Below are 21,191 nucleotides of genomic sequence, written 5' to 3'. Positions count from 1 at the left end.
CGAAGGAGGGCTGCGGGTCCCCTCAGCTCTTTACCGGGTGCACCGGTGCCTTGCCGGCCTTCACAGCGGCAATCCAGGTGTCGATGCGGGCTTCCAGCACATCCAACGGCAGTGCGCCGCCGTTGAGGATCTGGTCGTGGAAGCTGCGGATGTCGAACTTGTCGCCCAGCTCCTTCTTGGCGTGTTCACGCAGCTCGAGGATCTTCAGCTGCCCCATCTTGTACGACAGCGCCTGACCCGGCCAGGTGATGTAACGGTCGGTTTCGGCCTGCACATCCGGCTCGTCCTCGCTGGAATGAGCGTGGAAGAAGTCCACCATCTGCTGGCGCGTCCAGTGCTTGGAGTGCACGCCGGTATCCAGCACCAGGCGATCAGCACGCAGCAGCTCGTCCGAGAGGCGACCGTAGTCCGACAGCGGGTCCTTGTAGAAGCCGATTTCCTTGCCCAGACGCTCGGCGTAAAGCGCCCAGCCTTCGATGTAGGCGTTGTAGCCGGCCTGCTGACGGAACGGCGGCAGGCCTGGCAGCGTCTGCGCAATGGCAATCTGCATGTGATGACCGGGGACGCCTTCGTGATAGGCGGTGGACTCCATGGTCAGCACGCTGCGGTTGGCGAAATCACTCGTGTTGACGAACACCTTGCCCGGACGCGAGCCGTCCGGCGTGCCCTGCTGGTATTCAGCGGCGGCGGCTTCCTTCTCGCGGAACGCTTCCACCGGCACCACTTCCACCTTGGTCTTGGGCAGCAGGCCGAACAGCTTGGGCAACTCCGGTTGCATACCGGCAATGTAGGTGCGGTAGCGGTTGAGAATGTCTTCACGCGACGTCGCGTGGGTCTTGGGGTTGCTCTCGAGCGACGCGCGGAAGCTGGCCAGGTCCTTGAAGCCCTGCGACTTGGCGATCACCGTCATTTCGTCTTCGATACGCTTCACTTCCGAGAGACCGATCTCGTGAATGCGCTCGGGGCTCTCGTTGGTGGTGGTCATGGTCGCCACCTGGTGACGATAGATCTCATCACCGTGGGGCAACTGCCACACGCCCGGTTCCGTGCGACCGTGCGGCGCATATTCTTTCGCCACGAACTCGCCGAGCTTGGCGTACGCCGGGCGCACCTGCTGGTCGATAGCGGCAAGAATCGCGTCGTGCAGACGCTTCTGATCCGCAGCCGACACCGACTTGGGGAAGTGCTTCAGCGGTTCGGCAAACAGGCTGTCCATGCCGGCCGGCTTGGCGATGCTGTCGATCTGCGTCACCACCTTCTCGAGCAGATACTTGGGCGGCATCATGTTGTTCTTCAAGCCCAAGCGTGCGGTTTCGGTGACCTGATCGAACAGCTTCGGCACCGCCTTCAGGCGCGCGAGGTAATCGTCGTATTCCTTGGTGTTGTCGAACGGAATGGAGCTGACGAAGCCCGCCAGGCGCAGATGGGCACCGCTCATCTGCTCCAGCGGCATCTGGTCGAGCCTCAGCTCGTGCTCCTTCACCGCATCGGAAAGACGGCGCACCATCAACTGCTGGTTGAGCTTGTCTTCTTCCGAGAAGCCAGTGGTATCGATGGCCTGCAGACGCTGCAGGAACGCCTTGTCCGCGGCGTACTCGCGATCGTTGTAAGCCGGCGAGGCATCCGACCACTGATTGTTGTAGCGCAGATCGCCGAGGATCGTGGCGAACTCAGGTTGCGTTTCCAGTGTGTGCTGCCACTGCTCGGCGAGAATGGTGTTGAGCGCCTTTACGCGCGTGGCAACGTCCGCCGGGGCGGCCTGTGCCGAGGCAACGTACGCTGCCGACATCATCACGCTCGCCAGCAGCATGCGCGGTCCGATCTTCATGAAGCCATCCCTCCGGTTAAGTTGGACATTTATTGTCTACCCAGGCCCGGCTTGCAACCCGTGCCGAAGCGCACGGTTGGGCTTACCGGAACCCTACGCCTTTACACCGAGCGTGTGGCCACCACCGGTGGCACCGAGGCCGCCCGCAAGGCTGGCCCGAGCACAGCCAGCTGACCGAGCGTCCACAGCACGATAGCCCCCACCGGTAGGTAATACAGGGGTAGTCGCGGCAGTTCGTAGAACTTCATCAGCAGGACGTTCAGCACGAAAGCCAGCACCATGCCTATCGCGATACCGCCGCTGACGATAAGGAAATTCTCGGTCTGGAAGTAACGCAAGATATCGCGCCGCGTAGCCCCGATGGCACGGCGGATGCCGATCTGCTTGCGCCGCTGCTGCACCCAGAAACTGGCCAGGCCCACGATGCCCAGCGCCGTCACCAGCAGCAATGCGACGATGATGCCAACCAGCATGCCAGCCATGATGCGATCCTGGTGGAAGCGGTTATCGCGCAGCTCTTTCAGCATGCGGCTGTATTCCTGATCGAGCACAGCATCGGGGGCGACGCGCATCACGGCCTCTTTGGCATCGCGCAACACGCGGGGCAATTGAGCGGGATCGGCTTTCAGCAGATAGGTGCCTGCGAACCCCGGCCCCGGCGCGCCGCCGACGAACACGGTCCATTCCGCCCGGTCCTGTGCGAAGGCCCCCGGATTGGGGCGAACGAGATGGTCCAGCACACCGACCACGCGGAAGTGCAGCCGGTCGCACCACAACTCTCGCCCCAGCGGATCCTGGTTCGGCCACAAGTGCTGCGCAAGTGAACGCGAAATCAGCACGGACGCGTCGTCAGGCACGAAGCTGGTGAAGGGGCGGTACTCGTCCGGCTGCAAAAGTCGGCCATCCATGAGGTGCAGACCCATCGCCTTGAACGTACCGGGACCGCCTACGTAGAAATCCACCACGGCCCTGCTCGCACCCGGCTCCTTGCCCGTGATGACACCCCCCGTGCTCAGTTTCTCCCCAAAGGGCGCCGTGTTGGTCACCGTAGCCGACTGCACGCCTGCCACACTACGCAAACTTGAAAGGACACGCGCGTTGAGATCGCTGGCCTGACTGCCCTCGAACCCGGTCAGTTTGATGACCGCCAACGATGCTTCGTCGACCCCGCTTTGCACATCCATCGCGCGGATGCGCCCGGCAATGAGAAAGCAGGCATTGCACAGCACGGCGCAAGCAAGCGCTATTTCCAACGCGATGAGCGCCGTCGCGAGTCGATGCCGGCGCAGGGCGACGAGGATCGGATGAAGGTTCATCATAGCGTCTTCAGTTGCAGGCCTGGGGCCACGCGGCTGGCCCTGAGTGCAGGCAGCAAGGCGGCCAGCAAGCTTGTTGCGACAGCGAGGGTAAACGTCACAACGAACATGGACAGGTCCAGGTGTGCCATGTCGGCATACTCAGCAGGCTGCCGCCTCACCAGCCACAGTCCGACCAAGGTGAGCAGCCAGCCACCGACACCACCCAACAGACCAATGACTCCGGCCTCCACCAGGTATTGCGCGAACACCGCACGCCGACTCGCACCTAGCGCGCGTCGCACGCCGATCTCCCCCGACCGGCGCAGGAATTTGGCCAGCAACAGCCCCACCGTGTTGAAAAGACAAATGGCGAGAAAGGCGAAAGCCAGCCAGGTTTGCAGGCGCACATCACCAGGCACGACATGGTTGTAGTCGAGCCACTGCATCAGACTCCGCAGTCGCGTATTGTCTGCATGCACGAAGCGCCCAAGCGCTTTCTGCTGCGCCGCGTAATCGGCAACGAATTGCGTGTAATCGCGCGCCTTGGCCGCACTGTTCAACTGCACCCACACGGCAATCCACGTGCACGCCTTGTCCTGTAGCCGAGTGAAGTTGTCGGGCACGCGCCAGCAATTGAAGACGCCAAAGTTCCCCTCCCCCAACTCCAGTCCGGTGAAGAAGGGTATGAATACATCCTCCGGCTTCGCGTAGAACGCGGCGGTATTGCCGTTGGAGAAGCGTCCGCCAGCCACTTCGTAGAACTGCGGCGAGGGCCGCCAAGGCTTCAGCACCCCTACGATGCGTACATCCGCATCGCGCAAGCGAATGGTGCGCCCCACACTATTGGCGCCCCCAAATAACCTGTCGTTGAGTTGCGCTGAAATCACGGCCACGCGCGCGTGTTTCTCGTCATCTGCCCGACCCCACCCATCGCCGTACTGAAACGGCACATCGAACATCGGAAAGAAATCGGCGGTAGTCGCCAGCATCTGAATCATCAGGGCCGGCTGTTTGCTGTCGGCGACGCGCACCTTGATCGGCGCACTGGTGACCATCGTCTGCCGATCCGCGCGTCGGGCACCCCACAAGTCAACAGCCGAGTGATAGTCCATCACGTCATTCGGCTCTTGGCGCTCGCCTGGCGAGGTGTCCGGGTCAATCTGTGGGTAATACAGCGTGCCGCTGCGCGTCGGCACCGGGTCACCTGCCAACAAGTGCATCACCGTCAGCGTCGTCATGCTGGCGCCGATGCCGACGGCGATGGCCAACACCATCAGCGCCGTCAGCACCTTGTTGCGCCTGAGGCTGCGAAAAGCCAGATCCAGGTAATACCCGAACATGCCGTCGCCTCCGGTCAGACCGATCGGGTCGCCACCACCGGCGGCACGGCCGCAGCACGCATGGCCGGGCCCAACACCGCCAGCTGTCCAATGATCCACAGCAACACGGCGCCCACCGGGAAATAGATCGCGGGCAATCGCGGCAGCTCGTAATGCAGCATCAGCAGCAGATTGATGCCGTAAGCCAGCACCATGCCGAGCACGATGCCGATGGTGGCCAGCAGAAAGTTCTCGGTCTGGAAGTAACGCAGGATGTTGCTGCGCGTCGCACCGAGTGCCCGTCGCACGCCGATCTGCCGACGCCGCTGCGCCACCCAGAAACTGCCGAGGCCAACGATGCCCAGCGCCGTCACCACCAGCAGCGCAATGCAGACCCCCACCAGCAAGCCGGCCATGGCGCGGTCGTTCTGGAAGAAATCATGGCGCATGTCGTCCATGGTCATTTTCTTCAGCACAACGCGATGCGCGTTGATCTGCTTCAGCTTGGCTACAGCCGCCGTCAGCACGCGCTCGCGATCTTGTGGCGATTGGGTGCGAATGACGTAATCGCCACGCGACTCGCGCATGGGCAGGTACATGCTGTAACTGCGATCCGCATCGTTCTGGATGTAGGGGCGAATCAGCTCCTTGACGACACCGACCACGGTCAACGGCCAATCGGCAATGTAAAACTGCTTGCCTAGCGCCGATTGCCCCGGCCACAAGCGGTCGGCCATGTTCTGCGTAATCACCACCGAATGGGGTACCGACTTGGCTTCCTTGGATGCCGCCGCGCGCACCACCTCATCGAAGTCAATGAACTCGTCTGGCGCGAGGTCACGACCAGCCACCAACTGAGTGCCGAAGGTCGGCAGCAGATTTTCGCCCGAGTACAGCGTGGCAAGCAGCGTGGGCTGATTCTGCTTGAGGTCGAGCTTGATGCCGGCATTCGATGAGGAATTGCCGAACGGCAGCTGCATGACCGAAGCTACGCTGGCCACTCCGGGGATTTGCCGCAACGCGGCCAGGTCTTCTGCCGTACGCGCCTTCTGGTCCTTGGTAACGCCGATGTCCGCCATGATGACATGCACCAGCCGGTGCTCATCCACACCGCTCTGCATGTTCATGCGGTCAAGCCGCTGATTGATGATGAACACCGCGTTGCACACGATGGCGCAGGTCAGTGCGATTTCGATGATCACCAGGAAAGCAGTGATCTTGTGACGGCGCAACGTGGAGAGAATCGGAAGAATATCCATCGCGTGTGCTCCTTACTGGCTCTTCAATTGCAGCGCAGGTGTGATCTGGCAGGCGCGCCAAGCAGGCAGCAGCCCCGCCAACAGGGTGGAACCGACGGCGAGCAGGAACGTGGTCAGCAGCATCTTCAGGTCCAGATGCGCCAGTGAGGCGTAGTCCGACGGCTGCAGACGGACCAGCCACAAGCCGAGAATGGCGAGCAGCAAGCCACCGATGCCACCCGCCAGGCCAATCACGCCCGACTCCACCAGCAGCTGCATGAACACTTCGCGCTTGGAGGCACCCAGTGCACGACGTACGCCGAGTTCGCCGGAACGGCGCAGGAACTTCGCCAGCATCAGCCCCACCGTGTTGACCAGGCACACCAACAGGAAACCGAATGCCAGCCAGGCCTGCAGCTTCACGTCGCCAGGCACGACCTTGTTGATGTCCATCCACTCCATCAGTACCGGCAGGCGCACGTTCACCGGGCGCTGAAAGCGGCCCATCGCCTTCTGCTCCTGCGAGTAGTGGGTGAGGAACTCCTTGTAAGCGACCACCTTGGCGGCGCCATCCAGCTGCACCCAGAACTGCAGCCATACGCAGGGCTGGGTTTCCGCATGTTCGTCATCACCGCCACCGGAGCCCCAGCAGTCGGTGGAGCCATCGTGTTCAAGGCGCACGTCACGCGAGGTGGTCAGCGGCACGAACACGTCTTCCGAAGTCGCATATCGCCCCATGTACAGGTCGTAGAAATGCGGATTGGGGCGCCATGTATCGAGCACGCCTATCACCTGGAAAGGAACATCCTTGATGCGTAGCGTCTGGCCGGTGCTGTCTTTGCCGCCGAACAGCTTGTCGTTGAGCGTGCGCGAAATCACCACGACGCGCGCCTTGGCGTCGTCCTCCGACTCGTTCCAGCCGTGTCCATAAAGAAACGGCACCTGGAACAGATTGAAGAACTCGTTGGAGGTGTAACGCGCTTCGCTGTAGAACGGGTCGATCCCCGACTGGCTCGGTTGCACCGGCACGGAGCCGCCAGTCATCAGGGCCTGGCGATCCGCACGTTTGGCGTGCAGAAGGTTCATGCCGTCGATCCACGTCACCTGCGCGGGAGGCTCCTTGCTCGGGTCATAGCCGTCCATCTCGCGTGGATCGAGCTGTGGATAGAACAGTGATGCGCTGCGGCCCGGCAACGGGTCGCCCGACAATACATGCAGTACCGTCAGCGTGGTCATGCTCGCGCCGATGCCCAGGGCGATGGCAAGCACCATCAGGCCGGTCAGCATCTTGTTGCGCCTGAGGCTGCGCAACGCGAGGTCCAGGTAATAGCTGAACATAGGTCTCCCCTTCCATTAATCGTTGCTCGACCCGCGGTCACACCGACCGCGTGGCCTCCACCGGCGGCACCCGCGACGCACGCATCGCAGGCGCAAGCACCGCGCCCTGACCCAACAGCAGCAGAATCACCATGCCCATCAGCAGATGCCCCATGGACAACCGGTGCATTTCGAAACGCGTGACCAACCAGAGATTGATCGCAATCGCGAGCACCGCGCCCAGCAGCACGCCGCCGCAACTGATCAGCAGGTTCTCCGTCATGAAGTAGCGCAGGATGTCGTCGCGCGTGGCGCCCAGCGCGCGGCGCACGCCAATCTGCTTGCGGCGTTGGCCCACCCAGAAACTGGTCAGGCCCACGATGCCTGCACCGGTGATCGCCAGCAGCACTACGCTGATGACACCCATCAGTATCGCCATGCCACGATCGCGCTCGTAGGCACGCGAACGCACCTCTCCGAAACTGAGCATGCCCTGATCATCACTGAGCACGCGGCGCGGGTTGTGCGCAAACAGTGCCTTGCGCGCGGCGCCCATGGCCGCATCCAGTTGGCCCGGCTGGGTGCGCACGATGTAGAACGCGCCCAGCGAGCTGGCCAGCCGCTCAGGAATGATCACCGACCGATACGCGAAAGCCGACGCCCAGCGGTCGACAACCTGCGCCTGCAGCATCTCGACCACGCCAATCACCGTGGCGGGACCACCCACCAGATAGATGGTCTTGCCGACCGCTGACTCGCCAGGGAAGAGCTTGTCGGCCAGCGCCTTGGTCACGATGACTTCGGGTGGCGCGAGCTTATAGCGCATGTCCATGTGGCCGATTTCATCCGCCCGGAAATTGCGCCCCGCGATCAGCTTGACACCCAACGTGTCCAGGAAGTGCTCGTCGGCGAAATAGATGGTGGCCCCGGAACTGTCCTGCAGCTGGTCTGCGCTAAGCCTGACGGCGTCGTCCCAGCCGTCGCCACGCAGCGGATAAGAGTTACTTGGTGTTGCGTTCTGCACGCCAGGCACTTGCCGCAACACTTGCAGGTCTTCACGCATCATGGCATCGACCCGATCGGTATCCGGCGTGCCGACCCACTCGTTCTTGATGATGAAGATATTGGGCTCGTCGATGCCAGTCGGCTCGGACAAGTGCGCGACGCGCTGCTGGATGATGAACAGCGCGTTGCACACGATGGCGAGCGTGAGCGCGATCTGCATCGCAATCAGCACCGTGCCGGCCTTGTGTCGGCGCAACGCAGCGAGGATGGGCTTGATCTGCATGGCCTTCTCCTCAGTTCGACTTAAGCTGCCAGGCCGGCTGCACTTGCGCCGCCCGCCAGGTGGGATAGAACGCCGCGAGCACTGTGGCCACGATCGCCAGCAGCAAAGTCAGCAGCACCAGTGACACGTCCAGGTGAGCCAGGCGCGCAATCTGCGGCTCGAACACCAGCCTCAGACCGAGCATGCCCAATACCGTGAGCACGAGCCCCAGCATGCCGCCAGCCAGGCCGACCATGGCCGCTTCAGCCAGAAACTGGCGATAGATGTCCAAACGCGATGCACCGAGCGCACGTCGCACACCGATCTCCGGCGCCCGACGCATGAACTTCGCCAGCAATAAGCCAACGGTGTTGACCAGGCAGATCAACAGGAAACCCAGCGCCAGCGACAGCGAGATGCGACTCTCCGGTGGCACCGCATGCTGGAAGTCGAGCCACTGGCGCACATCGCGCAGGCGGTTGTTCGGCGCCCAGTTGAAGCGGCCTGCATCGCGCTGTTCCCGCGCATAGCCATCGAGAAACTGTCGATAGGCCTGCACCTGCGCGGCGTCGTCAAGCTCCACCCAGGGGCTGATCCACACACACTCACCCTGCAGCCAGCTCTCCCAGCTGTCGCCGCGCTTGCCGATGCTGCCGCAGCTGCTGTTGCCGTAGGTGTCGATGCGCTGGCTGATCGCATAGGTGAACGGGATATAGACCTGCGACGGGTCGGCATAAAGCTTGCCGTCGAAGATGTCGAAGAAGCGGGGCTTGGGATCCCACGTATCGGTGACGCCCACAATGCGGTACTGGCGGTCGTCCAGCGTGATCCGGCGCCCTACGCTGTTGGCGCCGCCAAAGAGCTTCTGGTTGAACGCACGGCTGATCACGATGACTGCTTCGCGTGCTTCATCCTGTTCGCTGCCCCAGGCACTGCCATACAGAAACGGCACGTCGAACATCGCAAAGAAGTCGCTGTAGGTGGCGTAGCCCACCGCCTTGAACGGCATGCGATTCGGGTCATCCGGCATCAGGGACGGCCCCACCGGAAACAGCAGGGTCTGCCGCGCGGCTTTGTGGGCACGCATCAGCGCCATCGCATCGTTGTAGGTGAGCGCGGACGGCGGTTCACCGTGGTGGTTGAACTGCGGTCCACGGTTATCAATCAACGGCACGAACAGCTTCGAGGATTTCTGCGGTATCGGGTCACCCGACACCGCACGAAAGACAGCGAACGTCACCATCGACGCGGCAACGCCGAAGCCGATCGACATGATCATCAGCGCCGTCAGCAAGACGTTGCGCCGAAGGCTCGCCGCGCCAAGCCGAAGGTTGTGGGCAAACATGCCGCTCATGAATACCTCATTCCAGCCCAAACCATTTTCCGATCCACCGTTACCTTCACCACACGTCACACGGAACGAGTGGCTTCCACCGGCGACACTCGCGCCGCACGCATCGCCGGCGCCAGCACCGCGCCTTGTCCCAGCAACAGCAGGGCCACGACACCGACCAGCACGTAGGACAGAGACAGGCGCGCCATCTCGAACTGAGTCACCAACCACAGGTTCATGCCGATGGCGAGCAGCGCGCCGATCACCACGCCGGCCACGCCGATCAACAAGTTCTCGGTGAGGAAGTAGCCGAGAATGTCGCCCTTGGTCGCCCCCAGCGCCCGCCGCACGCCGATCTGCTTGCGGCGCTGGCCGACCCAGAAACTGGTGAGGCCGACGATACCCGCGGCCGTGATGCCCAGCAGCACCACGCACACCACGCTCATCAGGATCGCCATGCCGCGGTCGCCCTTATAGGCATGCTCGCGCACCTGGGCGAAGCTACGCACGCCGCGTTCGCTCGGAATCACGCGCATGCGGTTGGTCTTCACCAGCGTCGCCGGCGCCGCCTTCAGCACGTCGGCCAACTGGCCCGGCCTGGCGCGGATCAGGTAGCTGGTGAACGCGCTCGTCAACTGCACCGGCTGGATCAGCGCGTTCTCGTAGAAATCATCAGACCACGAGGCATTCCACGGTACCCCCAGGCGCTCCACGATGCCGATGATGGTGGTCGGCTTCTTGGTATCGCCAATGTAGATGGGCTTGCCCAGCGCGTGGCCGTCGGGATACAGCTTGTCGGCCAGCGCCTTGCTCACAATGACCGAGGCGGGATCGGGCACCGATTGCGGCTCGGCTTCCACGATCTCGTCGGAACGGAAGTTGCGGCCCTGGACCAGGCGCAGCCCCATCGTCGGAAGGGCGTGCTCGTCGCTGAAGTACTGCGTGGTATGCGCCTTGGAATTCTTCGCATCCACGTCGGTGCGCACACCAGTCGACCAGCCGCCGCCACGCAGCGGATAAGAGTTGATCGAGATGACGTCCTGCACCCCGGGCAACTGGCGCAGGGCCGCCAGATCTGCCTTGAGAAGCGGCGAGGCCGCTGTGCCGTCCACCCCGACAAAACGGCTCTGAATCGCCATGATGTCGGTTTCCACCATGCCTGTCGGCCGCTGGATGCGGTCCAGTCGCTGGCTGATGATGAAGATGGCATTGCACACGATCGCCAGGGTGAGCGCGATCTGCATGGCGATCAGAATCGTGCCTGCTTTGTGGCGCTTGAGGGCGGCGAGAATCGGCTTGATATGCATCATGGTCGTCGCCTCAATTGGACTTGAGCTGCCACGCCGGCTGCACCTGCGCAGCACGCCACGTGGGATAGAAGGCCGCCAGCACCGTCGCCAGGATGGCCACCAGCAGGGTCAGCAGAACCAGCGACGCATCGAGCGTGGCGAGCTTGGCGATGTCCGGCTCGAACACCAGCGTCACGCCCATCACGCCCAGGCCGGTGAGCAGCAGGCCTACCACGCCGCCGGCCAGGCCGATGGCGGCTGCTTCAATCAGGAACTGCAGGTAGATCTCCTTGCGCGTTGCGCCCAGCGCCCGCCGCACACCGATCTCCGACGAGCGGCGCATGAACTTCGCCAGCAGCAGGCCCACCGTGTTCACCAGACAAATCAGCAGGAAACCCACCGACACCAGCAGCGAGACCTTCGCCTCCTGCGGTACGACCTTCTGGTAGTCCAGCCACTCAGTGACATTGCGCAGGCGCGTGTTCGGCGCCCAATGGAAGCGTCCCGAGCGTTGCTGCTCAGCCACATAACCGTTGAGGTACTGGCGATACGCATCGGCCTCGGACTTGGTCGGCAGCTCCGCCCAGAAACCCAGCCACACGCATTCCGAATGGATCCACGAGTCCCAGCCCTTGCCCGGATCGTGGTTGCAGTTGTTGTTGCCGTTGGTAGGCGTCTGCAACTCCACCGCGCGCGTGAACGGGATGAACACCTGGATGGGATCATCGAAACCGTTGGTGTTGATCACGTCATAGAAGACCGGCTCGGGATTCCAACGATCGGTCACGCCGATGATGCGGTAATCGCGGCCGTTGAGGTTGATGTTCTTGCCGACACTGTTCGCGCCATTGAACAGCTTCTCGTTGAGGGCCTTGCCGATCACCGCCACGGCGGCGTGTGACTCGTCCTCGCTGGCAGTCCAGCCGTGGCCGTACAGGAAGGGAACGTCGAACATGCCGAATGCATCCGCGTACCAGCCATAACTGGTCTCGCGGAACGGCAGCATGGCGGCGTCCGCCGGCACGATGGAGATCGCCGTTGGGTACAGCGCGGTCTGCCGCTTTGCACGCTTATCGCGCATCAGGTTGATGGCGTCGGTGTAAGTCAGCGCGTTGGGCGGCTCGCCCTTGTTGTCGACGAGCGAATCCGGTCCCCAGTTGTCGATCTGCGGCACGTACAGCTCGGACGACTTCTGCGGGATGGGGTTGTTGGAGGTCGCGCGAAATACCGAATACGTGGTCATCGAAGCCGCCACGCCGCAACCGATCGCCATCACCATCAGCGCAGTCAGCAACGGGTTTTTTCGCAGACTGCGCAATCCAAGCTGGAGGTAGTAGGCAAACATGAGGTCATCCGCTCAAGGGCGATCACAGCCTCCCGTTCCCGGGAGGCTCCTGTTGCAACGTTTCAGGCTGGCGAGTTGGCGCGCGCTGAGGTCACCGCATGGTGGAAGCGCGGATCTTCAGCAAGATCGACCACCTGACCATCGATGATGTGCACGTTGCGCTGCGCACGGGCAGCCAGCTCCGGATCGTGCGTGACCATGACGATGGTGGCGCCTTCGCGATGGATTTCTTCCAGCAGCTCCATCACGCCACGAGCCATCTGCGTATCCAGATTGCCGGTGGGTTCGTCCGCCAGCAGCAGGCGCGGCGTGCCCGCCAGTGCACGCGCAATGGCGACGCGCTGCTGCTGGCCACCGGACAGCTCGGCCGGATAGTGTTTGGCGCGCGAAGCGAGACCGACACGCTCGAGGGCGTCCATGATGCGCTGCTTGCGTTCCGGTGCCTTCATGCCGCGATAGCGCAGCGGCACTTCGACGTTATCGAATACGTTGAGATCAGGGATCAGGTTGAACGCCTGGAAGATGAAACCGATCTTCTCGTTGCGTATGCGCGAGCGTTCGTTGTCGTTGAGGTTGCTCACCTCCACGCCATCGAGGTGGTACTGGCCACCGGTAAAGGTTTCCAGCAGGCCCGCGATGGTGAGGAAGGTGGTCTTGCCCGAGCCGGACGGACCGGTCACCGCGACGAACTCGCCTTCGTTCACGTTGATGTTGAAATCGCGCAGCGCGTAGGTCTCCACCACTTCGGTGCGGTAGACCTTGGACAGATGGGTCATCTTGAGCATGGTTATGTCGTCCTTTAGTGGTGGTTAGTTCGAGATGGCGACGCGCTGGGCGCCCTTGAAGCTGTCGGTACCGGAGATCACGATGTTGTCGCCTTCATTCAGGCCTTCGAGGATCTCCACCTTGTCGATGCTGCTGGCACCGACGCGGATCGTGTGCTTTTCCGCCACGCCGTCGTGCACGATGTAGGCGTAGCTGCCGCCGGATTCGTCCACGAACGAGCCGCGCTGCACGTTGAGCACGTTGTCGCGCTTGTCGAGCAGGATGCGCACGGACAGACGCTGGTTCTGGCGCAGCTGCTTGGGCGTCTGGCCGTCGAAGCGCAGACGGGCAGCGACTTCGCCATTCACCACTTCCGGCGAGATGGTGCTGACCAGGCCCTTCCAGGTGCTGCCGTTGCCGCTGATTTCACCGGTCATGCCGACGCCGAGATCACGCGCGAAGCTTTCCGGCACTTTCATTTCCACTTCCAGCGCGGAAAGGTCGATGACGCTCACCAGCTGTGCGTCCTTGGCGACGGTGGCGCGCTCAGCGATAAACAACTGGCCGACCTGGCCGTCCACCGGCGATTTGACGTTGAGGTCATCCACTTGTCGCTGCAGATCCTTCACCAGCAGCAGCTGACGATCATGCGCGAGCTTCTTCGACTGGATATCGAAGTTGAGGCTATCGGTGTTGGTGGAGAGGTCGGCCTTGGCGTGCACCATGGTGATGCGCGACTTCTCCAACTCGTCCTTCGCCCGGTCCACGTTCATGCTGGGCACGGCGCCCTGCGTAAACGCTTTCTGGTAGCGGGCGAGATCGCGCTGTGCACCCTGCTCGTCGATCTGCGCGTTGTCGTAAGCCTTCTGCAGTTCGCCGCGCGTCTTGCGTGCATCGATCTGGGCACGCAGGTAATCCACCTGCATCGCATCGGCGGCGCTTTGTTCCTGCGCCAGTTTGTTGGTGAGTTCTGGACTATCGACCACGGCGAGCACCTGGCCCTTCTTCACCGCGTCGCCCGCATGCACCTTGAGCGTCACGGCGCCGCCGTAGGTGGCGTAAAGCGTGGGGCTGACCGCCGCCACCACTTTGCCCTCGGCGGCAATGTCGCGCACGAACGGACCACGCTGCACGGTGGCGAAAGCCAGGCGCGTGCTGCTGACCGATGCATCGGCGGAAAACAGTCGGCCAATACGTGGACCAAACAAGGCAAGCAAGGCCAGCACAGCCACGGCTGCGCCGATCCATACCAGACGGCGTTTGGGGTTGGCCTTGACCTCGACCAGCCGGTCTTGAGCGGAAGTGTCACGAATCATGGATGGGTCCCTGGCCGCGGACAATGCGGCCCCTTAACCCATATGAGCAATCCGCGTGCCAACCCGGAAGCGCTCTTTTATTCTCGCTATTTCAATGCATTACGAGACGCGCCCCGGCGCGGACAGCTGTCCGCGGACACCGGCACGGACAAGCGGACAAGCGTCCGCAGACCGATTTCTGACGTTCACGATACGACGCACTCGCTCTTCTGTAGGAGCGCACTAGTGCGCGACCGCAGCGTTGGGGGTTAATCAATAGTCGCAGCAGCGCGAAAATCGACCCATGAAGCACCGGCAAGGCGCTGCGGTCGCGCACAAGTGCGCTCCTACAAGACAGGCGCTGCTGTGGCATTTGACCTTCCGTGACCCATGGCGGGGCAGACGGGTGGGGGAGCCCGAAGGCGTGGCCCCTCTTTAGTCATCCGTGGCAGCCAGCTCGGCATAGCGAGTCACTTCTCGTGCGATGTCCCGCCCCAACATGGAGACATGCCGTAACGGCTCAGCCTCCAGCACCTGGAACGCCGCAAGCCGGCGTGTGTGGAAACAAACGATGTCGGCACTGCCTGCCGTGCAACTCAACTGGCCAGGACAAACGGGAGCGGCAGGCAAAGGCGTCGCATGCCGCAACAACGCATCCCAGGCGAGATAGTCGGTATCCGGCAACAAGTGCAGGCGAGCGCAGAAGTAGTCACTGGCATCGAACGCATCGATCCATTCGCGCGGACCGTTGGGGCCGATCATGCTCGACATGCGCAGCTCATCCACCTGCAGCAGAGGCGCCAGCGCATGACTGGCTGCCAGCCAGCCACGCGGCATGCGCCCGCCATCGAGAGCCGGCGTGCGTGTTGGCAGATACAACACGCTGCCGAGCCAGGGCAAACGCGAAGCGAGCTCGGTGCCTGACATCGCTACCGAGCAACGGCTGATGGTCCATGCCGTGCTGCCATGGGTAGGACAAACCGAGGCGAATGCATGCGCAAGCCAGCCAAACATCATCAAGCTCCCTTGTGAGAGGAGACCCGGCTGGCGCTTCATGGGAACCGCGTGGCGATAGGCCTGGTGAAATGACAACGCGCCCGCGTAGCGTTGCTCGCGGGCGCGGAGCGATTACTTGGTCAGGATCAACTTGTCGTTACGCGTGAGGCGCAGGTGGTACTCGTTGCCCTGATGCTGGATCACCAGCTCCCGCTCACCGTTGAGCAGTGACTGGCTGGAGATGCGACGCACCGTTGCATCCGGCGCAACCGCGGCTCTGGGCTTGAGGCTGAGCAAGCGGAACGGACGAGCCAGCGCCTCAGTCGTCTGGGAGAGAGACAGAACCGTCGTGGTCATGAAGGTGTCCTGCGGAAGGGTGGTGGCACTCAGATGATAATAATTCTCATTTGAGTGTCAACTCCCTGATTCAAGGAGAAGCTTTGGCGCCGCCCTGCTCCGCCTTTTCCTTGGCCAGACGCGCCTCCACCTTCTTGCGCCCGGCGTCGGCGTAAGCGCGGCAGGCACCCTTATCTATCAATGGGTTGGGCGTCACACCGGTATCGCGGCGGGCCACCCGTTCAAGGAAATCGCTCTGGCTGGGATGCGGGGTGACCAGGATGTCGCACGGCAGCGCCGCAATGACATCGATACCGTGAAGGTAGTTCTCAACCCGCTGCGGATGCTTGGCGTCGTCCGTGAAGTGGTAGCCGTCCGCAGCATATGGGCCGAGGCTGTCCGCATAGATCATGTTCACGCAGCGATCGGCCTCGCAGGATTGCCAGGTCCAGGTGGTACTGCCCGGCGTATGGCCCGGCGTGTAGTGCGCGGTGATGGCCAGATCGCCCACGCTCGCGACGCCGCCGTCGCGGATCACTTCCACGTTGGCAACCGGTGCAAAAGCATCAGCCTCGCCGTACTGCGGGTCCTCCGGATCCTTGCCGCCGAGCATCAGCGCCCTGGCCCCTGCCTCGCTCGCAGCCACCCGTGCGCCGCTGTCATGCGCCAGCGTGGCGATGGCACCTGCGTGATCGAAATGCGCGTGGGTGTTGAGGATCAGCTTCACATCGCTCACGCGGAACCCTAGCGCCTTGATGTTGGCTTCGACCTGCGCCGCATTCTGCGGCAGCGTGCTATCGATCAGCACCATTCCCTGCGGCGAATCGATCAGGATGGCGCTGAGCCCAAGCGTGCCGACGTAGTAGGTGTTGCCGTAGATGCGAAAGGGTTTGTGCGGCAGGGTCCATTCGGGATCGCCTGCATGAGCGGCAGTTGCCGCAACCACAGCGAGGCAAGCACTGAGTACAGCGCGGGACAGAGGTTTCATGCGATGACATTCCTTTGAAGAGTCCGCACAGGATGCCCGCCGAAAGCGAACGTATCAGACAGTCATCAGGCGGACTGAGGGCGAAGTCTGGCAACCCGCGGGCAACGCCTTTCCCGTGTAGGAGCGCACTTGTGCGCGACCGCACCATTCATGGCATTCGCAACCTTTGACGCTGCGGTCGCGCACAAGTGCGCTCCTACAAAGTCGCATCAGCATCTCAGCTCACGGCCTGCTCAATTTCCTTGAGCACTTCGTCGGTGAGGCGCGGCAGCACATCCAGCGCACCGAGGTTCTGCTGCAACTGCTCCAGCTTGCTCGCACCGAGCATCACCGTCGACACGTGCGGATTCGCCAGGCACCACGCAATCGCCAGCTGCGCCATCGACACGCCCAGCTCCTCCGCGATCGGCACCAGGCGGCGCACCTTGTCGAGCCGACTGGGGTCGTGTTCCAGAATCGCCTCGCGCAACCACTCGTATCCGGGCTGGCTCAAACGAGCGTCGGAGGGAATACCTTCGTTGTACTTGCCGCTCAGCAGGCCCGACGCGAGCGGCGACCAGATCGTGGTGCCCATGCCATAGCTGTCATACAGCGGCGCGTACTCGCGCTCCACCCGTTCGCGATGCAGCAGGTTGTACTGCGGCTGTTCCATGGTCGGCGCGATCATGTGGTTTTCGCGTGCCACGCGATGCGCTTCGATGATGGCCTCGGCCGGCCACTCGCTGGTGCCCCAATAAAGCACCTTGCCCTGCCGTACCAGCATGTCCATCGCCGCCACGGTCTCAGCGATCGGCGTATCGGGATCGGGGCGGTGGCAGAAGTACAGATCGAGGTGCTCCACGCGCAGGCGCTGCAACGCCTGATGGCAGGCCTCGATCACATGCTTGCGTGACAAGCCGCGCTGGGTCGGCAGCGGATGCTCCACCGCACCAAAAAACACTTTGCTCGATACGCAGTAGCTGTCCCGCGGGAAACGCAGGTCGGCGAGCACATCGCCCATCAAAGTCTCGGCTACACCGTTGTTATAAGTTTCGGCGTTGTCGAAGAAATTGATGCCGTGGTCATGGGCCATCGCCAGAAGATCGCGCGCCAGCGAGCGCCCCACCTGCTTGCCGAAAGTGACCCATGCACCCAACGACAATGCCGACAACTGCAAGCCGGATTTGCCAAGACGTCGATACAACATGGGAGGCACTCCAAAAGGGGGATGGATCAGCATGCCAAGAGCGCGCCGCTCACGTCCATCGCTATCGGCTGCGCACCGCCTGGCTACGGCCGTCTAGTGTGCGCCATTAGTGCGCGTCTGGTGCAACCAGATCCATTGACAGGGGCCCCGTGGATGGATCGGCGACAGCCCCTACCGGCTAGCGAGCTATCGCGCTAGCACCACGGAGGTGGCGATGGGATTAGAGTGCGGTCCAGACAAACCGAAAGGACAACGCGATGACCGTCGATCTGTTGCGCGCCGTGCTGGGTTGGGCCGCCATTTTCAACCTGGCGCTGGTCTCGCTGTGGTTCTTCCTTTTTCTGGGCATGCACGAGCGCATGTACCGCATCCACGGCCGCTGGTTCCCGGGCCTGAAGGTGGAATCGTTCGACGCCATCCACTATGCAGGCATGGCCTGGTACAAGATCTCGACCTGGTTGTTCTTTATCATGCCGTACCTGGCCTTGCGCCTCGTGGCCTGAAGCCCCTCACCAGAGAAACGGCAACAGGCGATAGCGAACCCGTTGCCGATACTCGTGGTATCCCGGTAATTCCTGCTCCAGCAATCGCTCTTCGTCCAGCAAGCGCCACAACAGAAACGGCATCATCGCGATGAAGGGGACGAATCCCCACCAGGATGCCAGCGCCAACGGCGTGCCCGCCAGATAAAGCAGCGCGAACGCGTACATCGGATGACGCACGACCGCGTAAGGGCCGGTCGAGATCACCCGTTGATCCGCGGCCAACTCCACCGTCGCTGCGGTGAACGGGTTCTCCCGGTACACCCGCGCAATGCCGGCAAAGCCAAGCACGATCAAAAGAGCGCCCAGAAGCGACACACCGGACGGCACGGCCGACCAGCCATATCGACGATCCAGCGCCGGCACCAGCAAGGACAACACAAAGCCGCCGGACATAAATGCCATGATCAGGCGCTGCGCGGGTCGCTTCTCAGCGGCGGGCCCGCCGCGCAAGCGTCGCGCCAACAAGGCGGGATCACGACGGATAAGGTCCAGCGTGGTCAGCGCCGAGCAAGCCAGGAATATGGCCAGATACATCCAGCCCTGCCAGTACCGCAGCGTGCCGGCCGGCACAAACAGCAGCAAGCCCATGCATACGGTGAGCACGAGCATGGACCTCCACGCACGGGCGCTGAGCGTCTTCATGGCCGGCCTTACCAGTAGCCACTCTCACGAGTAGCTGCATGCTAACGCTGCCTCCACGCAAACGCGCTGGTGAGCCAGCGCGCTATTCAGTCGAGAGCACGCCTGGTGCTCAAGGCAGTAGGTGGATGCTGGTTCGTCCATCGATGCCGTTGTCGGCATCCGTGTTGGGCAGCGTCTTGCGCAACGAATCACCGGTGGCCCAACTCTTCAGTGCGGTGATCAACGCATCGTTGTCGCCATCCTTCCGCACGTAAAAGTCGAGGTGTCGGTATTCGTCGCAGGCGGCATCACAATGGAAGCTGGAGAAACCCAGCGCCTCGATCTGCCCATACTCGTTGACGATGATCGCTGCCGCGCTGCCCCGGCAATCTCGGGACGGACAGGCGGAAAACAGGAAGCGCTTGTCCGACAGCGGCATCACGTTCGCCGACGACCCGCCAAGGCCAGACATGGCCTGACCACTCAGGGAACGATTGGACTGGAAGTAGCTCACCTTGCTGCCGCCAGCGAAATGCCCCAGCGCCTCTGAAAAGCCCGAAGCATGCGCGATTTCATTGGCATTGCCGCACGTGGACGGGTCGATCATCCGGCACGGCCCCGCCGGCACACCCACTGCCGCCGATATGGGCCAAGGCATGATCAACAGCAATACGAGCAGGCACGCAGCCTGCAGTAGCTTGCACATGACATCCCCCTTTGGAGTACTGCCCCCTTTGAAACGGTCCCCTGGTCGAATCTCCGTCAGGCAGGCTCGGTGCCGGCATCGCTCGCGACGCCGCCGATGGCGTATGCCTTGGCCTGTGCTGGTTTCAGAAAGCGCTCGCGCAGCTGCAGAAACGGACGTTCCACCCCGTAATGCAACACTGCACCCACCAGCAACACCGCCGACGCATACCCCATAAACGTCAGCACGCCATGGCCATCCAAACGCGCCCCCTGGCTGGATTCCACCAGATGAAACACTGCCTTGTGTGACAGGTAGAGGCTGTAGGAAGCGGCAGCCAACCAAGCCGCACCCGGTACCCGGATGCGCGACAGCACACTCGTCGCCTGCGCCCCGGAATACACCAGCAACCCCAAGCCAAACGAAAGCAGCGGATAGCCCAACAAGGTAGCCAGGAAGCCCGGGCGATCCATAAACACCACGATCGCCAAGCCAACCACAGCCAACCCGGTCAGCATGATCCCATTGGCATACCGCGCCCAACGCACCCACAGTACGGGCCGGTATGCCTTGACCACGGCAAGAATGACACCTGCCAGCAGGCCATCCAGACGGGACCATGTGGGGTAGTAAATACCCTCGAGGAAGAATTTGTTATAGGAATTTTGGTCAACGCCCTTGACCGGCCCCATGAAATGCAGCCACACAAAGCCACGCACCAGCACGCCAAACAGCATGACTACAGCGCACACGACCATGAATTTCGTGAATGAAGGGCGCCGCGCAAGCCACCACGCCATCAGCGGAAACAGCAGGTAAAAATGCTCTTCCACGCATAGCGACCATACGTGCGAAAACGCGAGGTTGTGCTGCACGTCGATGAAAAGATTCACCGTAAAGGTCAGGAACTGCCACAACGGCTGAATGCCCGATGCCTCTCGGATGGACGGCCAAAGGAAATACGCAGCCACGACCAGCAGGTAGACCGGCAGAATGCGGAAGGCGCGTCGCACGTAGAAGTCGGCAAACGAAAGCCCCTTCCCCTCCGCCAGAGGCTTGAGCACCTGCGAGCCGATAAGGAAACCGCTCAGCACGAAGAACAGGTCGACTCCCATCCAGCCGTCCTTCTCGATGCCGCCGAAATGGCCCCAGCCATCGATGAGAAACGAGTGGAAAATCATCACCCAGACGATCGCCACCGCGCGCAGCAAATCCAGACCCGGCAATCGGTTCATGCTCTCTCCCTTCCTTGGTATCCCCACGGCTTCGATGCCCCCGCATCGAATGTCGACCGAGCTTGGGAATATATCGCAATGAGCAGCGCGGACTGTGGCGGAATTGTGGCGAGAGTTGGAATTGGCTTCGCGCCTGACGCTGCCTATATGCAGCTGGCTCTTTTGCAGTGACAGCGCAAGATTGGCCCCTCACCCCAACCCTCTCCTCGCTCCTCAAAGCTGCGGCCGTCCATGGCCGCTCCCCGCGTGCCCCGCAGGGGAGAGGGAGCAGAAGCGCGCAAAGCTCCGCTTTAAGTCCTCTTCGC

The 21,191-nt window shown here is 62.3% G+C and carries 19 protein-coding genes; 1 reads left to right on the top strand and 18 read right to left on the bottom strand.

The genetic code is table 11. The features are described from left to right. Positions 1-22 precede the first annotated feature (22 nt). From AC0GUR_RS19680 to AC0GUR_RS19610, 15 genes are all read right to left on the bottom strand, one after another. Positions 23-1,828, bottom strand: coding sequence for a DUF885 domain-containing protein (locus tag AC0GUR_RS19680; protein WP_472879208.1), 1,806 nt, complete (start codon positions 1,826-1,828; stop codon positions 23-25). Positions 1,829-1,929: 101 nt separating this feature from the next. Beyond that, positions 1,930-3,144: an ABC transporter permease gene (locus AC0GUR_RS19675; protein WP_472879248.1), complete on the bottom strand. Its 1,215-nt coding sequence runs from the start codon at positions 3,142-3,144 to the stop codon at positions 1,930-1,932. Beyond that, positions 3,144-4,466, bottom strand: a complete 1,323-nt coding sequence (locus AC0GUR_RS19670; RefSeq protein ID WP_472879207.1) for an ABC transporter permease — start codon at positions 4,464-4,466, stop codon at positions 3,144-3,146. The genes AC0GUR_RS19675 and AC0GUR_RS19670 overlap by 1 nt, the downstream gene beginning before the upstream one ends. Positions 4,467-4,480: 14 nt before the next feature. Continuing rightward, a complete protein-coding gene (locus AC0GUR_RS19665) occupies positions 4,481-5,704 on the bottom strand; it encodes an ABC transporter permease (protein ID WP_472879206.1) in 1,224 nt (407 codons plus the stop codon). 12 nt (positions 5,705-5,716) lie between these two features. Then, positions 5,717-7,021: an ABC transporter permease gene (locus AC0GUR_RS19660; RefSeq protein WP_472879205.1), complete on the bottom strand. Its 1,305-nt coding sequence runs from the start codon at positions 7,019-7,021 to the stop codon at positions 5,717-5,719. Between the two features lie 37 nt (positions 7,022-7,058). Further along, positions 7,059-8,288, bottom strand: a complete 1,230-nt coding sequence (locus AC0GUR_RS19655) for an ABC transporter permease (protein WP_472879204.1) — start codon at positions 8,286-8,288, stop codon at positions 7,059-7,061. Between the two features lie 10 nt (positions 8,289-8,298). Beyond that, positions 8,299-9,612: an ABC transporter permease gene (locus tag AC0GUR_RS19650; protein ID WP_472879247.1), complete on the bottom strand. Its 1,314-nt coding sequence runs from the start codon at positions 9,610-9,612 to the stop codon at positions 8,299-8,301. 65 nt (positions 9,613-9,677) lie between these two features. Beyond that, on the bottom strand, positions 9,678-10,910 hold the full coding sequence (locus AC0GUR_RS19645; RefSeq protein WP_472879203.1) for an ABC transporter permease: 1,233 nt from the start codon (positions 10,908-10,910) through the stop codon (positions 9,678-9,680). Positions 10,911-10,920: 10 nt separating this feature from the next. Then, on the bottom strand, positions 10,921-12,234 hold the full coding sequence (locus tag AC0GUR_RS19640; RefSeq protein ID WP_472879202.1) for an ABC transporter permease: 1,314 nt from the start codon (positions 12,232-12,234) through the stop codon (positions 10,921-10,923). A 62-nt stretch (positions 12,235-12,296) separates the two neighbouring features. Beyond that, on the bottom strand, positions 12,297-13,019 hold the full coding sequence (locus AC0GUR_RS19635; protein WP_472879201.1) for an ABC transporter ATP-binding protein: 723 nt from the start codon (positions 13,017-13,019) through the stop codon (positions 12,297-12,299). A 24-nt stretch (positions 13,020-13,043) separates the two neighbouring features. Beyond that, entirely contained in the window at positions 13,044-14,315 is a 1,272-nt protein-coding gene (locus AC0GUR_RS19630; RefSeq protein ID WP_472879200.1) for an efflux RND transporter periplasmic adaptor subunit, read from the bottom strand. 414 nt (positions 14,316-14,729) lie between these two features. Next, complete coding sequence (locus AC0GUR_RS19625; RefSeq protein WP_472879199.1) at positions 14,730-15,308, bottom strand: hypothetical protein; 579 nt, start codon at positions 15,306-15,308, stop codon at positions 14,730-14,732. Positions 15,309-15,422: 114 nt separating this feature from the next. Beyond that, a complete protein-coding gene (hemP, locus tag AC0GUR_RS19620) occupies positions 15,423-15,647 on the bottom strand; it encodes a hemin uptake protein HemP (RefSeq protein ID WP_472879198.1) in 225 nt (74 codons plus the stop codon). A gap of 70 nt (positions 15,648-15,717) precedes the next feature. Next, positions 15,718-16,614 carry a subclass B3 metallo-beta-lactamase gene (gene bla, locus AC0GUR_RS19615; protein WP_472879197.1) on the bottom strand — a complete coding sequence of 299 codons (897 nt, stop codon included), beginning with the start codon at positions 16,612-16,614 and terminating at the stop codon, positions 15,718-15,720. A 217-nt stretch (positions 16,615-16,831) separates the two neighbouring features. Further along, entirely contained in the window at positions 16,832-17,800 is a 969-nt protein-coding gene (locus AC0GUR_RS19610; RefSeq protein WP_472879196.1) for a potassium channel beta subunit family protein, read from the bottom strand. Positions 17,801-18,057: 257 nt separating this feature from the next. Here AC0GUR_RS19610 and AC0GUR_RS19605 point away from each other — a divergent pair, with 257 nt between their 5' ends. Beyond that, positions 18,058-18,303 (top strand): DUF6868 family protein, encoded by a 246-nt coding sequence (locus tag AC0GUR_RS19605; protein ID WP_472879195.1) that lies wholly within the window; start codon positions 18,058-18,060, stop codon positions 18,301-18,303. 6 nt (positions 18,304-18,309) lie between these two features. Here AC0GUR_RS19605 and AC0GUR_RS19600 read toward each other — a convergent pair whose 3' ends face one another. From AC0GUR_RS19600 to AC0GUR_RS19590, 3 genes are all read right to left on the bottom strand, one after another. Continuing rightward, on the bottom strand, positions 18,310-18,987 hold the full coding sequence (locus AC0GUR_RS19600) for a methyltransferase family protein (protein WP_472879194.1): 678 nt from the start codon (positions 18,985-18,987) through the stop codon (positions 18,310-18,312). A 109-nt stretch (positions 18,988-19,096) separates the two neighbouring features. Next, positions 19,097-19,672, bottom strand: a complete 576-nt coding sequence (locus AC0GUR_RS19595; RefSeq protein ID WP_472879193.1) for a hypothetical protein — start codon at positions 19,670-19,672, stop codon at positions 19,097-19,099. Positions 19,673-19,728: 56 nt separating this feature from the next. Next, positions 19,729-20,886 (bottom strand): acyltransferase family protein, encoded by a 1,158-nt coding sequence (locus tag AC0GUR_RS19590; protein ID WP_472879192.1) that lies wholly within the window; start codon positions 20,884-20,886, stop codon positions 19,729-19,731. Positions 20,887-21,191: the final 305 nt, after the last annotated feature.

The organism is Dyella sp. PARNA 12/25 (assembly GCF_055702865.1).
Note: the sequence above shows the minus strand (reverse complement) of the source record. Positions and strands in the feature narration are given on the sequence as shown.